The organism is Roseovarius indicus (assembly GCF_008728195.1).
GTDB lineage: Bacteria > Pseudomonadota > Alphaproteobacteria > Rhodobacterales > Rhodobacteraceae > Roseovarius > Roseovarius indicus.
This window is the reverse complement of record NZ_CP031598.1, coordinates 3,921,699-3,933,659: the sequence shown is the minus strand read 5'-3', so window position 1 is coordinate 3,933,659 and position 11,961 is coordinate 3,921,699. Positions and strand designations below refer to the sequence as shown.

Below are 11,961 nucleotides of genomic sequence, written 5' to 3'. Positions count from 1 at the left end.
GCGTATAGCGTTTGACATGAAGGAAACGCTGCCCGGAAACCTTATCAGGATCTCGCGCCAGGATGGTGCGGAAGAGCAGGCCGAGCCGCTCAACCTTGGTGAGCGGGTGCGGGAGCTTCGGAAGGCGCGCGGCTGGACGCTGGAGCAGGCGGCGACGCAGGCCGGGCTGGCGCGGTCGACCCTGTCGAAGATCGAGAACGGGCAGATGTCGCCGACCTACGAAGCGTTGAAGAAGCTGGCCGTGGGGTTGCAGATTTCCGTGCCGCAGCTGTTCACCCCGCCGCAGCGGGACCAGATCAGCGGGCGGCTGGCGGTGACCAAGGCCGGGGACGGGACGCAGCATGCGACCACGACCTATGAGCATGAATTGCTGGGCGAGGCGCTGTCGAAGAAGCGGATGTTGCCTTATCGGGCGCGGATCAGGGCACGGTCGGTCGAGGAGTTCGACGGCTGGGTGCGGCATGACGGGGAGGAGTTCCTGTATGTGCTGACCGGGGTCGTGCGGCTGTTCACCGAGTTCTACGAGCCGATCGAGATGCGCCGGGGCGACAGCGCCTATTACGACGCGACGATGGGCCATAACGTGGTGTCGGTGAGCGACGAGGATGCCACGATCTTGTGGGTGACGTCGCTGGCCTGACGACTCGGTGGTTAACGCCGTTGTTTTGCAGGGAGTCCAACGTCGGTATTCTGTCGGTATCACGTCGGTGCACTGTCTGTGCGGCGAGAGCGTTAACACAAGGCGCGTTGCGCACCGGCCCGGCCTTAACGCTATTTTCAGATTTTCCGGTCAGGGTGCGGCTCAGGCGTTGCCCGCCAGCCGGTGATAGATGTGGGTGAAGGTCGCCGCGCCGAGGATCGGGATGATGAGGTTGATGAGCGGGATGGAGAGCGGCAGGGCCATCAGGATGCCGGCCAGCCAGATCGTCGTCAGGTGGCGGCGGCGCTGTTTCTTGGCCTCCTGCCGGCCGACGCGGCGGATGGCGACGAGGGTGAAATACTCCATGCCCAGCAGGTAGCCGTTCAGCGCGTAGAAGATGAAGGGCGCGGCGGGCGTGAAGAAGACGTAGAGCACGAAGGCCAGGAGGTTGGCCCCGATGATGATGCCGAGGAAGTTGAGCGTGTCCTTTATCGCTTCGCCCATGGGCGTGCGGCGGGCCGGGGGCAGGCGCGGGTAATGGCGGTCTTCGACGGCCTGCGCCACCTCGTCGAGGAACATGGAGGTGATGGCCGAGGCCACCGGCACCATCAGGAAGGCCGACAGGAACAGCATCAGGAAAAGGGAGCCGAAGCTGAGAAGGTCGCCGACCCAGGTCACCTCGCCCACGATGGGGAGGGACGTGGTCTCGCCCGTGAGCCATTCGATGACGCCGAGCAGCCCGGCATAGGCGGCGATCAGCAGAACGAAGGTCAGGCCGATGCCGAGGAACAGGACCTTGCGGAAGCGCGGGTCGCCCAACTGGCCGAGGGCCTTGAAGAAGCTCGAGAAGATCATTCGGTCACCCATGTGGTGATGGCGTCGAGGTCAGGGCGGGGGCGTTCGGGCGGGGCCGAGGTTTCGGTGCCGATATGTATGAGGCCCGCGATGCGTTCGTTGTCGGCAAGGCCAAAGCCGGCTTCGACGAAGCCGCGGTCATGGCTGGCCCAGCCGCTCAGCCAGTTGGCGCCCCAGCCCGAGGCAAGCGCGGCGTTCAGGAGCGCAAGGCAGACGGCACCGGCCGAATAGGTTTGTTCGAGGAGAGGGATCTTTCCCGACGGGATCTGGACCTCGATCACGGCGACGGCGAGATGGGCGTCGGCATATTGAGCACGGGCCTTGGCGATGTCTTCGGGCGGTTTGCCGAGACGGTCGCCGCATTCGTCGATCAGCGTGGCCAGCCGCAGGAGCGCGTTCCGTTCCAGCACCATGAAGCGCCAGGGTTCCAGCTTGCCGTGATCGGGGCTGCGGGCCGCGGCGGTCAGGATGGGCATGAGCGCCGCGCGGTCGGGCACCGGGGTGGTCAGCGTCTTGGCGGGGCGCGAGCGGCGGTTGAGCAGAAACTCCATCGCGGCCGGGTTGGGATCGGGCATGCACGTTTTCCTGTCCTGTTGCGGGGTTACATGTCGGGTGCCGGGGCGCGAGGGTCAACCCTGCATCTTCCGCAGGCGGGCCAATCGCGCTATGGGACGCCTCCATGAGCCTGCCCGATCTGAGCCATCTTGCCATCCCCGGCGCGACCGTGACGGTGCGCGTGACGCCGAAGGCCTCGGCGAACGGGATCGTGCTGCGCGACGGGCAGATCCGGATGAACGTGACGGTGGTTCCCGAGGGCGGCAAGGCCAATTCGGCCGTTCAGAAGCTGCTGGCCAAGGCGATGGGCGTGCCGAAATCGCGGCTCGAGCTGATCCGGGGCGCGACGGCGCGCGACAAGGTCTTCAGCGTGAGTTGAGCGTCTTGCCGTTCAGAGAATAGACCCCTTCGGGCAGGTTGAGCGCCGCGCCGAGATCGCGCAGCTGGGTGGGCGAGAGGGTGATTTTCTCGACCCGGTCGGTGCGGGGGTCGTATTGCTCGATCGTGACGCATTCCTCGAACGCGTTGATGATCACGTCTTCTTCGAGCCGCTGGCGGCCTTCGTCGACGAGGGTGATGACGGTCGAGTCAAACTCGTGTTCGATGGAAAACATGGGGTTACCTTATTCGCTTGGCGGGTCATTGCAAGCGGGGTTGTCCGTTGTCGGATGGGGGCTGGAGATCGGGCCAAACCCTGCTACAACCTAGGGAAAGACGATTGAGGATATCGATGCGCTGGCTACTTCTGAGTGTGATGATCGGTCTGGCGGGGTGCGTTTCCACCGCGCCGGCCCCCGGGCCCAATGCCGTGGCGAGGGCGCCGCAAGCGCCCGGGGCAAGCGATATTAACCGGTTCCGGGGTGTGGTCAGCCGGGTGGAGCCCGTGGCCGAGCGGATCTGCCGGACGAGGTCGAGCGCGCCGAACTGCGATTTCCACATCGTTCTGGACGACCGCGAGGGGCTGCAGCCCAACGCCTACCAGACGCTCGACAAGAACGGGCGGCCGATCCTGGCCTTCACGCGGTCGCTTCTGGCGGATGTGCAGAATGCCGATCAGCTGGCCTTCGTCATGAGCCACGAGGCGGCGCACCATATTGCCGGGCACATTCCGCGCCAGCAGCAGAACGCCATGGCGGGGGCGATCCTGATGGGCGGGCTGGCCTCGCTTTCGGGGGCGAATTCCGCCGGGATCGAAGCGGCCGTGAACATGGGCGCGGGCGTGGGCGCGCGGCGCTATTCCAAGGATTTCGAGCTTGAGGCGGATGCGATCGGCACCGTGATCGCCCACGAGTCGGGCTATGACCCGGTGCTGGGGGCCGAGTATTTCATGCGGATCGCCGACCCGGGCGACAGTTTCCTGGGCACGCACCCGCGCAACGCGCAGCGGATCGAGACGGTGCGCCGCGTGGCCGCCGGCCTCTGACGGGGCGCCATGCTTCAACTGCCTGACGTTGTTCGCGACCGGGGGTCGAAATATGCCGTTTCCGGCGGCAAGGTCACCAGCCGGGAGGAGGCGGATGCCTTCCTGGCCGAGCTGAAGCGCGACAAGAAATTCGCCAAGGCCACCCACAACACCTGGGCCGTGATCCTGTCGGACGGCACGCCCCTGAAGGGCGATGACGGCGAATCGGGGGCCGGGAACGTGATCTTGCGGATGCTGGAACGCGAGGGCGTGAGCGACCGGATCGTGGTGGTGACGCGCTGGTATGGCGGCAAGCACCTGGGTGGCGACCGGTTCCGCCATGTGCAGACCTGCGTGCGGGCGTGGCTGGAGGAAAGCACCGGTTGACTCAGGTCAAGGACGGGTTTCGCCCCTCCCGGTAGGGTTCTTCCCATGCGCTGACATCGCGACAGGGAGACGAACCAATGCCTGCAAACCTCACTTACAAGCGCCATGCCGATCTGGTCGACCGGATGGCGAATGCCCTTGGCCTCGATCTGGAAGAGAAGATCATGGAGGGCAAGCTGGAGATCGACACGCTGGGGGACGCGGTGCTGCGGTGTACGGGCTGCACCGACCCGACGGCCTGCGAGGGCTGGCTGGCGACGGTCGAGGGGGTGGCGCCCGAGGCACCGGGGATGTGCCGGAACGTGGACCTGTTCGAACTTCTCAAACAGGGCAAGCACGTCTGATCATGACACCCCTGGGCGATCTTCGGCGGCATTTCCTGCTGGTCAAGGGCATGGCCAAGGCGACCGACACGGATGTGGAGGGGGCCTATGCGGCCGGGCGGCTGGACCAGGACGAGTGGGCCGAGATGGTGCGGGCCTGCCGGGGGTGCCAGTGGACCAAGGGCTGCGAGGCGTGGCTCGACGGGGGCCAGGGGGCCGCGGTGGCGCCGAAGCCCTGCTGCAACAGGGCCCGGCTGGCGATGGTGCGACTGGAAGAGGAGTTGGCGGGATGACGGCTGTTTTGCGCTATCTGGGCGATCCGAACCGGGCGTTCTGGCTGACAAGGTCCGTGGCCCGGTCGGTGGGCGTGAACCTGTCGGAGGCGATGTATCGCGAGGATTTGTGTGCTGCCGACTATGCGGCGATGGTGACGCGGTGCCGGATGTGCGCCCATGCCGGGGCCTGCGAGCAGTGGCTGGCGGAGAACGGCGCCGGGGCGGCCGAGGTGCCGGGCCATTGCGCCAACGCGGGCGTTCTGAACGCGTTGATCCGGCAGCCGAAACCGGCGCGGGCGTAAGCTAGAGCGGGATCTGAACCGCCTTGGCGAGCGCCGCCGAGATGCCCATGAAGAAGCAGCCGGTGGCCACCAGCACGAAGGCGTGCCAGATGGCGTTTGAAAAGCGCAGGGTCTCCCAGCAGTAGAAGATCACCGCGACGGAGTAGATGATGCCGCCGGTGAGGATGAGCCAGAGACTTTGCGGGGGCAGCAATGTCCAGAGCGGGATGATGAGGGCGACGCCGATCCAGCCGAGGGCGACCTGTGGCCACCAGCCGGTGCTCATTGCGCCGCGGGCGGCCATGAGTTTCGCCCCGGCGCCCACCAGCGCCAGAAGCCAGACCACCCCGAGGATGATGTAGCCGAAGGCGGTGCCGAGCAGCACGCTGAGGGGCGTGAAGGTGCCGGCGATCTTGAGGTAGATGGCCGCGTGGTCGAGGCGGCGCAGGATCGGGCGGGCGGCGGTATAGGCGCCGAGGTGATAGGCGGCCGAGGCCGACAGCATGAGGATCAGCCCGGCGGCATAGACGGAGGTGGCGACGAAGGTCGACCACGGCATGTGCTGGTACCACATGAAGAAGATGGTGGCGACGCCGGCCAGCGCCGCCGTGACGCCGATGACGTGGACGATACCGTCGGCCCAGCGTTCGGCCCGGGTGTAGTTCGGATACGACATGTGCGCGTTTCTCCTCCGCGCCTATTGGGGCATAGATCCACGACATCTTGATGTCGGCAAACGCACCGAATTGTGGTTTGTTTCTGCCGGTAAGGAAACAGGGCCCGACGCGACGTCATGCAAAAGGTCAAGCGGCGGGGGCGGGAAAGGTTCCCTGGGCGCCGGGCCTAGCTGGGCGGGTTTACGCGCAGCCAGCGGAAGGCGCGGGCGAGCCAGGCGGCACCGTTGTCGCGCTGCCAGACACCGTGGGCCATGATGACGCGGGCCGGTTTGCTGTCGATCAGTTGCTGCACGCGGGCGCGGATGGGGCCGCGGCGGGGCAGGGTCAGCAGGCGCAGGTCGAGGGGTGCGCAGCCCGGGTCGTTGGTGATGCCGAGGATATGCGCGACCCAGCGTTGCCAGACGCTCCAGTGGCGTTGCAGGAAGCCCGTGTCGAAGGCCTCGATCGTGTCGGTGAGGATGGCCGTTCGGGAGGGGCGGTGGAGGAAGATCACCTCGCTGAATTTCCGGCCGATCTGGAGGTTCCACTGGTCGATGGTGCCGGCCCAGGCGGGCGGCGCGGTGTCGTCGAGCGTGCTGGTGAAGGTGAGGTCGGTGCGCTTGGCGATGGTCGCGGGCGGGCCCCAGAGGGCGGCCTTGGGGTAGGCTTCCTTCCAGTCGCCCATGTAGAGGTGGTGGATGGCGTTGGGGCTGATGAGGTGGGCGACGGGGCCGAGCGCGTCGATTTCAGCTTGGAGCTCGTCGGTCAGGGCGATGGGGGACCAGACCCAGAGGGCGCCGTCGGGCAGGCGGATGATGATCGCGCGGGTCGGGTAGGGAAAGCCGTGGAAACTGACGATCTCGCCCTCGGCCAGCCAGATGTTTGCGTCTATCTGTTCGAGGGGCATGGGGCGGTCCTTTTGGTCGAGATGTCATCCGGGCGCGGGCCTGCTCTCCGATCAGATAGAGGCTTTCGATGTCACCTGTGTGACCGGGCCTGCCATTTGGCGGGAGCGGAAAAACCGATGATATGTCAACGCCTTCAGGGGCGAAACTGCCCCCACAGATCGTACTCCCCCGCCTCGTCCACCTCGACCGAGACGATGTCGCCGACCGAGAGGGTTTCGGTGCCCTCGTCGATGAAGAGGCAGCCGTCGATTTCGGGGGCGTCGGCCTTGGTGCGGCAGGTGGCGATGCCGTCTTCGTCGATATCGTCGACGATCACGTCTTGCACAGATCCGACCTTGGCGGCCAGTTTTTCCTCGGAAATGGCCTGTGCCTTTTCCATAAACCGCTCCCAGCGCTCTTGCTTGACCGGTTCGGGCACGTGGTCGGGGAGGTCGTTGGAGCGGGCGCCTTCGACGTTCTCGTATTTGAAGCAGCCGACGCGGTCGAGCCGGGCCTCATCGAGCCAGTCGAGGAGGGTCTGGAATTCTTCCTCGGTTTCGCCCGGGTAGCCGACGATGAAGGTCGAGCGCAGGGCGATATCGGGGCAGATCGCTCGCCAGGCGTTGATTTCGTCGAGGGTCTTTGCCGCCGCCGCCGGCCGGGCCATGCGTTTGAGCGTGTCGGGATGGGCGTGCTGGAAGGGGATGTCGAGGTAGGGCAGTATGCGGCCCTCGGCCATCAGCGGGATGAGGTCGCGCACATGCGGATAGGGGTAGACGTAATGCAGGCGGACCCACGCCCCGAGGTCGCCCAAGTCACGGGCGAGGTCGGTGATATGGGCGCGGTGGCCGCCGGTTTCGGCGTGCTTGGTATCGACCCCGTAGGCGGAGGTGTCCTGGCTGATGACGAGCAGTTCCTTGACCCCGTTCTCGACCAGCTTCTCGGCTTCGCGCAGCACCGCATGGGCCGGGCGCGACGCGAGGCGGCCGCGCATGTCGGGGATGATGCAGAACTTGCACTTGTGGTTACAACCCTCTGAAATCTTGAGGTAACTGTAATGCCGGGGAGTGAGTTTCACGCCCGAGGAGGGGAGCAGGTCGACAAAGGGATCGGGGCTGGGGGGAACGGCGGAATGGACCGCGTCGAGCACCTGTTCGTACTGGTGGGGCCCGGTGACCGCGAGCACCTTGGGGTGGGTGCCGGTGATGTATTCCGGCTCGGCGCCGAGGCAGCCGGTGACGATGACGCGACCGTTTTCCTGCAGCGCTTCACCGATGGCTTCGAGGCTTTCGGCCTTGGCGCTGTCGAGGAAGCCGCAGGTGTTGACGATGACCGCGTCGGCCCCGCTGTAATCGGGGGAGATGCCGTAGCCCTCGGCCCTGAGCCGCGTGAGGATGCGTTCGCTGTCGACCAGCGCCTTGGGGCAGCCCAGCGAGACCATGCCGATGACCGGCTGGCCGGGGCGGCTGGCTTCGGAAATGGTGGAGCGCGCGAGATCGGGGCGCAGGTCGGGGGGATTGGTGCTCATGTGGCGCGATATAGTGGCTCGGGCGGGACCGCGAAAGTGAAAACACGGTTGTTGGGCGGCGCCGGCAGGCCTAACCTTCGGGAAAAGACGTGGAGGGTGAGCGGTATGCGGTGGATCGTGCGGGCGTTCGGGCTTTTGCTGCTGGCGGTGGTGCTGGTGGCCGGGGTGTTCCTTTTGCTGCCGGGCGACAAGATCGCCAAGGTGGCGGCGGGCCAGTTGTCGAGCTGGACGGGGCGCGAGGTGACGATGTCGGGCGACACGACGCTGAGCTTCTATCCCATTCTCGGCGTGAGCACCGGGCAGGTCACGGTGGCCAATGCCGACTGGACCGACGGGACGCCGATGTTCCGGGCCGAGAGCCTGAAGATCGGGGTGGAGATGCAGGCGCTGTGGGGCGGGGATATCCGGATCACGGGGCTGGAGGCCGAGGGGCCGGTGATCAACCTCGAGAAGGCGTCGGATGGCCGGGTGAACTGGGAGCTGGGCGTCGAGGGCGTGGCGCCGTCGGGGCAGGCCGGTGAGGGCACGGCGCCGGCGCGGTCGGACCGGCTGGCGCTGACGCTTGACCGGGCGCTGATCGAGGATGCGACGCTGATTTACACCGATCACGGCACCGGCGAGCGGACCGAGATGGCGGGCATGGCGTTCGACCTGCGCTGGCCGGAATACGAGGGGCGGGCGACCTTCGACATGACGCTGCGCCCCGCAGCCGAGGCGGTGCGGATCGAAGGGTATCTGGACCGCGTGGGCGATTTCATCGACGGGGCGGTGAGCGACGTGAAGGCGACGGTCAGCACCGAGGGCGGCGAGGTGACCTTCCTGGGCCGGGCGAGTGCGGCGCCCGAGGCGCAGGGGCGGCTGACGATGGCCGTGGCGGATACGGGCGCCTTCATGGCGGCGCTGGGGCTGCCGGCGGCGGAGATCCCGGCGGGGCTGGGGCGGAGCGTGAATGGCGAGACGCTGGTGACATACAGCGCCGATCAGCGGCTGTCGCTGCGCGAGGTGGCGTTGCAACTGGACGGCAACCGGATCGCCGGGGCGGTCGACGTGGCGCTGGGCGGCGAGCGGCCGGACGTGTCGGCGCAGATCAACGCGGGCCAGCTTGACCTGACGCGGATGGGCGGCGAGAGCGGGTCGGGCGAGAGCACCGGCCGGGCGACGGTGGCGGCGGACCAGGGGTGGTCGACCGAGCCGATCGATGCCTCGGCGCTGGCCCTGGCCAATGGCGAGATCGCGTTGACGGCCGAGAGCGTCGATCTCGGCGATCTGAAGGTGGGCAATGTGCGCTCGATGATCACGCTCGACCGGTCACGGCTGGTGTTCGATCTGCGTGAAGTTCGGGCCTACAAGGCCTTGATTACCGGGAATTTCGTGGTGAACAATCGCTCGGGCCTTTCGGTCGGCGGTGACCTGAAGGCGGCCGGGATCGACATGGAGAGCTTCCTGACCGATGCCGCCGGGATCACGCGGTTTTCGGGCGAGGCGGATGCGAGCCTGAGCTTCCTCGGCGTGGGGGCCTCGCAGCAGGCGATCATGGAGTCGCTGAGCGGCAAGGGCGCTTTCCAGACGGGGCGCGGGGTGATCTCCGGCATCGACCTGGACAAGCTGATGCGGTCGGGCGTGGCGAGTGGCGGGACGACGATTTTCGACACGATGGGCGCGACATTTACCATGGAGAACGGGTTTGCCCGGAACGACGACCTGCTGTTGCAGCTTCCGCTGGCGAAGGCCGAGGGGGAGGGTGTCGTCTCGCTTGGCAAGCGGCGGATCGATTACCTGTTCACCCCGATCCTGCTGGAGGGGGAAAGCACCAAGGGGCTGGCCATTCCGGTTCGGATCCGCGGGGCGTGGAGCGATCCGGAGATCCTGCCGGACATGGAAGCGGCGATCGACCGGAACTTCCGGGACGAGAAGGACGAGTTGGAGGACAAGGCCGAGGAGGAGGTGCGGCGCGCCGTCGAGAAGGAGCTGGGCGTCGAGCTGGAAGAGAACGAGTCGGTCGAGGATGCGCTGAAGCGCAAGCTTGAGGAGGAGGCCACGAAAGGGCTTCTGAAGCTTTTCGAGTGAGCTGAAGGATCGGGGCGCAAGGGGTTGATATGGCGTTGAATTCCGTGGACGAGGCGTTTGTTGCGCGGCTGCGCGAGGTGCTGCCCGCGGCGGCATTTCGCGAGGTGACGCCGGCCTACCTGGAGGAGCCGCGCGGGCGCTGGGCCGGCCAGGCCGGGGTGCTGGTGACGCCGGATTGCGTGGAGGATGTGGCGGCCTGTGTGCGCTTGGCGGCGGAGGCGAAGGTGCCGGTGGTGCCCTATGGCGGCGGCACGGGGTTGGTCGGCGGGCAGATCGCGGCGGAGGGGCCGGCGCCCGTGCTGCTGAGCCTCGAACGGATGCGGAAGGTGCGAGGTATCTGGCCCGAGGAGAACGTGATGGAGGTCGAGGCGGGGGCGATCCTGTCGGATATCCACGCGGCGGCCGAGGCCGAGGACCGGCTGTTTCCGCTGTCGATCGCCGCCAAGGGAAGTGCGCGGATCGGGGGGATGCTGGCCACCAATGCGGGCGGGGTGAACGTGCTGCGCTATGGCAATGCGCGCGACCTGTGCCTGGGGCTGGAGGCGGTGCTGCCGGACGGGCAGGTCTGGCACGGGCTGCGGCGGCTTCGGAAGGATAACATGGGGTACGACCTGCGCGACCTGCTGATCGGCTCGGAAGGGACGCTGGGGGTGATCACGGCGGCGGTGCTGGTGCTGCATCCGAAGCCGTCGGGGGAAGGGACGGCGTTGATGGCCGTGCCTGATCCGGTCGCGGCGTTGAAGTTGCTGGCGCTGGCGCGGGAGCATCTGGCCGAAGGGGTGTCGGCCTTCGAGCTGATGCACCGGGCGGGGCTCGAGTTCCTGGCGGAGACGATGCCGGATGTGAGGCTGCCGTTTGCTGAACCGCCGGAGTGGCTGGTGCTGATCGATATCGGGCTGGCCAAGGGGCTGGAGCCGGCGGGGGCGTTGGAGGCGCTTTTTGCCGAGGCGTTCGAGGGCGGGCTGGTGAGCGACGGGATGGTGGCGCAGTCGGAGGCGCAGCGGGCCGAGTTCTGGGAGGTGCGGGAGACGATCCCCGAGGCCAATCGGCGGATCGGGTCGGTCAGTTCTCACGATATTTCCGTGCCGCTGGGGGAGTTGCCGGAGTTCATTGCGCGGGGCAACGAGGCGATTGCCGCGCTGGGGGCGTTCCGGGTGAATTGCTTCGGGCATGTGGGTGACGGGAACCTGCATTACAACGTCTTCCCTCCCAAGGGGGAGCAGAAGGAGGCGTTTGCCGGGCAAAGGGACGAGATCAAGCGGGCGGTGCATGACCTGGTGCACGCGCTGGGCGGGTCGGTGAGTGCCGAGCATGGGGTCGGGCGGCTGAAGGTCGATGACCTGGAGCGCTATGGCGACCCGGTGAAACTGTCGGCGATGCGGGCGATCAAGGCGGCGCTGGACCCGGTGGGGATCATGAACCCGGGGGCTGTGTTGCGGGGTGAGTGAGGTTTTTGGGGGCGCTGCCCCCCACGTTGAAATCCTTTGGGATTTCAACGCTCCCCCCGGGATATTTGCCACCAAGAAGAAGCAGGGCGTCTGCTCTTTCATTGTTCTGAAAATACTCAAATTCCGACAGTCAGACCGGGAGGGACGTTGTCCGTTTGAGCGCCTTCAGGGAGAAGCTGGAGTGGACGGCCTGGACCACGTCGCTGCGCAGAAGGGCGTGGGTCATGAAATGTTCGTAGCTTTCGACGTCGGCCGTGTGGATCTTCAGCATGTAGTCGGCGGTGCCGGTGATGGCGTGGCATTCGAGGATTTCGGGGTGCCGGTCGACGAGGCGGGAGAAGGCGGCGAGGGAGGCTTCGGAGTGGTCCTGCAGCGAGACGGTGGCGAAGACGCAGAGCTTGGCGCCGACTTTGGCGGGGTCGAGGAGGGCCACGCGGGCGGTGACGATGCCGGCGGCGTCGAACTCCTGCAATTTGCGCCAGAGGGTGCTTTGGGCCATGCCGACGCGGTCGGCCAGCGCGGCGAGGGAGGCGGCGCTGTCTTGCTGGATTTCCCGGAGAAGGGCTTTTTCCTGGTCAGAAAATTTCATGAATCAAATATTAGCGAAAGGATTTCTTGATTTCCACGGAAATCGGGAGGTGTTCGGGAAAACTCTTC

General features: G+C 66.5%; 16 protein-coding genes. 9 read left to right on the top strand and 7 right to left on the bottom strand.

Going from position 1 to position 11,961, the window contains the following annotated elements:
• The first annotated feature begins 16 nt into the window (after positions 1 to 16).
• On the top strand, positions 17 to 640 hold the full coding sequence (locus RIdsm_RS18980) for a helix-turn-helix domain-containing protein (protein WP_057819157.1): 624 nt from the start codon (positions 17 to 19) through the stop codon (positions 638 to 640).
• Between the two features lie 162 nt (positions 641 to 802).
• On the opposite strand, the gene RIdsm_RS18975 is transcribed toward RIdsm_RS18980, so the two are convergent.
• Positions 803 to 1,495, bottom strand: coding sequence for an EI24 domain-containing protein (locus RIdsm_RS18975; protein ID WP_057819154.1), 693 nt, complete (start codon positions 1,493 to 1,495; stop codon positions 803 to 805).
• Positions 1,492 to 2,070, bottom strand: coding sequence for a nitroreductase family protein (locus tag RIdsm_RS18970; RefSeq protein WP_057819153.1), 579 nt, complete (start codon positions 2,068 to 2,070; stop codon positions 1,492 to 1,494). The genes RIdsm_RS18975 and RIdsm_RS18970 overlap by 4 nt, the downstream gene beginning before the upstream one ends.
• A gap of 104 nt (positions 2,071 to 2,174) precedes the next feature.
• Between RIdsm_RS18970 and RIdsm_RS18965 the strand changes: the two genes are divergently transcribed.
• On the top strand, positions 2,175 to 2,429 hold the full coding sequence (locus RIdsm_RS18965) for a DUF167 domain-containing protein (protein WP_057819151.1): 255 nt from the start codon (positions 2,175 to 2,177) through the stop codon (positions 2,427 to 2,429).
• On the opposite strand, the gene RIdsm_RS18960 is transcribed toward RIdsm_RS18965, so the two are convergent.
• Positions 2,416 to 2,664, bottom strand: a complete 249-nt coding sequence (locus RIdsm_RS18960; protein ID WP_057819148.1) for a hypothetical protein — start codon at positions 2,662 to 2,664, stop codon at positions 2,416 to 2,418. The genes RIdsm_RS18965 and RIdsm_RS18960 overlap by 14 nt on opposite strands.
• 116 nt (positions 2,665 to 2,780) lie before the next feature.
• Between RIdsm_RS18960 and RIdsm_RS18955 the strand changes: the two genes are divergently transcribed.
• The 5 genes from RIdsm_RS18955 to RIdsm_RS18935 all read left to right on the top strand — a co-directional run bounded on the left by RIdsm_RS18955 (position 2,781) and on the right by RIdsm_RS18935 (position 4,739).
• Positions 2,781 to 3,473, top strand: a complete 693-nt coding sequence (locus tag RIdsm_RS18955; RefSeq protein WP_057819147.1) for a M48 family metallopeptidase — start codon at positions 2,781 to 2,783, stop codon at positions 3,471 to 3,473.
• Positions 3,474 to 3,482: 9 nt separating this feature from the next.
• Positions 3,483 to 3,839: a YigZ family protein gene (locus tag RIdsm_RS18950; RefSeq protein WP_057819145.1), complete on the top strand. Its 357-nt coding sequence runs from the start codon at positions 3,483 to 3,485 to the stop codon at positions 3,837 to 3,839.
• 77 nt (positions 3,840 to 3,916) lie between these two features.
• Positions 3,917 to 4,183 carry a DUF6455 family protein gene (locus RIdsm_RS18945; RefSeq protein WP_057819143.1) on the top strand — a complete coding sequence of 89 codons (267 nt, stop codon included), beginning with the start codon at positions 3,917 to 3,919 and terminating at the stop codon, positions 4,181 to 4,183.
• A gap of 2 nt (positions 4,184 to 4,185) precedes the next feature.
• Positions 4,186 to 4,455, top strand: coding sequence for a DUF6455 family protein (locus tag RIdsm_RS18940; protein ID WP_057819141.1), 270 nt, complete (start codon positions 4,186 to 4,188; stop codon positions 4,453 to 4,455).
• Positions 4,452 to 4,739, top strand: a complete 288-nt coding sequence (locus RIdsm_RS18935) for a DUF6455 family protein (RefSeq protein ID WP_057819139.1) — start codon at positions 4,452 to 4,454, stop codon at positions 4,737 to 4,739. The genes RIdsm_RS18940 and RIdsm_RS18935 overlap by 4 nt, the downstream gene beginning before the upstream one ends.
• Position 4,740: 1 nt before the next feature.
• Here RIdsm_RS18935 and trhA read toward each other — a convergent pair whose 3' ends face one another.
• From trhA to rimO, 3 genes are all read right to left on the bottom strand, one after another.
• Positions 4,741 to 5,394, bottom strand: coding sequence for a PAQR family membrane homeostasis protein TrhA (gene trhA / locus RIdsm_RS18930; protein ID WP_057819137.1), 654 nt, complete (start codon positions 5,392 to 5,394; stop codon positions 4,741 to 4,743).
• Positions 5,395 to 5,561: 167 nt separating this feature from the next.
• Entirely contained in the window at positions 5,562 to 6,281 is a 720-nt protein-coding gene (locus tag RIdsm_RS18925; RefSeq protein ID WP_057819135.1) for a DUF4336 domain-containing protein, read from the bottom strand.
• 134 nt (positions 6,282 to 6,415) lie between these two features.
• Positions 6,416 to 7,789: a 30S ribosomal protein S12 methylthiotransferase RimO gene (rimO, locus tag RIdsm_RS18920; RefSeq protein ID WP_057819133.1), complete on the bottom strand. Its 1,374-nt coding sequence runs from the start codon at positions 7,787 to 7,789 to the stop codon at positions 6,416 to 6,418.
• 105 nt (positions 7,790 to 7,894) lie between these two features.
• Between rimO and RIdsm_RS18915 the strand changes: the two genes are divergently transcribed.
• Positions 7,895 to 9,856: an AsmA family protein gene (locus tag RIdsm_RS18915; protein ID WP_057819131.1), complete on the top strand. Its 1,962-nt coding sequence runs from the start codon at positions 7,895 to 7,897 to the stop codon at positions 9,854 to 9,856.
• A 29-nt stretch (positions 9,857 to 9,885) separates the two neighbouring features.
• Entirely contained in the window at positions 9,886 to 11,304 is a 1,419-nt protein-coding gene (locus tag RIdsm_RS18910; protein ID WP_057819129.1) for an FAD-binding oxidoreductase, read from the top strand.
• A gap of 130 nt (positions 11,305 to 11,434) precedes the next feature.
• Here the strand turns inward: RIdsm_RS18910 and RIdsm_RS18905 are convergent, their stop codons facing one another.
• Positions 11,435 to 11,893, bottom strand: coding sequence for an Lrp/AsnC family transcriptional regulator (locus RIdsm_RS18905; RefSeq protein ID WP_057819127.1), 459 nt, complete (start codon positions 11,891 to 11,893; stop codon positions 11,435 to 11,437).
• Positions 11,894 to 11,961: the final 68 nt, after the last annotated feature.

Coding starts and splice junctions, on each gene's coding strand:
- RIdsm_RS18980 (WP_057819157.1), top strand. CDS start 17: ATGAAGGAAACGCTGCCCGGAAACCTTATCAGGATCTCGCGCCAGGAT.
- RIdsm_RS18975 (WP_057819154.1), bottom strand. CDS start 1,495: ATGATCTTCTCGAGCTTCTTCAAGGCCCTCGGCCAGTTGGGCGACCCG.
- RIdsm_RS18970 (WP_057819153.1), bottom strand. CDS start 2,070: ATGCCCGATCCCAACCCGGCCGCGATGGAGTTTCTGCTCAACCGCCGC.
- RIdsm_RS18965 (WP_057819151.1), top strand. CDS start 2,175: ATGAGCCTGCCCGATCTGAGCCATCTTGCCATCCCCGGCGCGACCGTG.
- RIdsm_RS18960 (WP_057819148.1), bottom strand. CDS start 2,664: ATGTTTTCCATCGAACACGAGTTTGACTCGACCGTCATCACCCTCGTC.
- RIdsm_RS18955 (WP_057819147.1), top strand. CDS start 2,781: ATGCGCTGGCTACTTCTGAGTGTGATGATCGGTCTGGCGGGGTGCGTT.
- RIdsm_RS18950 (WP_057819145.1), top strand. CDS start 3,483: ATGCTTCAACTGCCTGACGTTGTTCGCGACCGGGGGTCGAAATATGCC.
- RIdsm_RS18945 (WP_057819143.1), top strand. CDS start 3,917: ATGCCTGCAAACCTCACTTACAAGCGCCATGCCGATCTGGTCGACCGG.
- RIdsm_RS18940 (WP_057819141.1), top strand. CDS start 4,186: ATGACACCCCTGGGCGATCTTCGGCGGCATTTCCTGCTGGTCAAGGGC.
- RIdsm_RS18935 (WP_057819139.1), top strand. CDS start 4,452: ATGACGGCTGTTTTGCGCTATCTGGGCGATCCGAACCGGGCGTTCTGG.
- trhA (WP_057819137.1), bottom strand. CDS start 5,394: ATGTCGTATCCGAACTACACCCGGGCCGAACGCTGGGCCGACGGTATC.
- RIdsm_RS18925 (WP_057819135.1), bottom strand. CDS start 6,281: ATGCCCCTCGAACAGATAGACGCAAACATCTGGCTGGCCGAGGGCGAG.
- rimO (WP_057819133.1), bottom strand. CDS start 7,789: ATGAGCACCAATCCCCCCGACCTGCGCCCCGATCTCGCGCGCTCCACC.
- RIdsm_RS18915 (WP_057819131.1), top strand. CDS start 7,895: ATGCGGTGGATCGTGCGGGCGTTCGGGCTTTTGCTGCTGGCGGTGGTG.
- RIdsm_RS18910 (WP_057819129.1), top strand. CDS start 9,886: ATGGCGTTGAATTCCGTGGACGAGGCGTTTGTTGCGCGGCTGCGCGAG.
- RIdsm_RS18905 (WP_057819127.1), bottom strand. CDS start 11,893: ATGAAATTTTCTGACCAGGAAAAAGCCCTTCTCCGGGAAATCCAGCAA.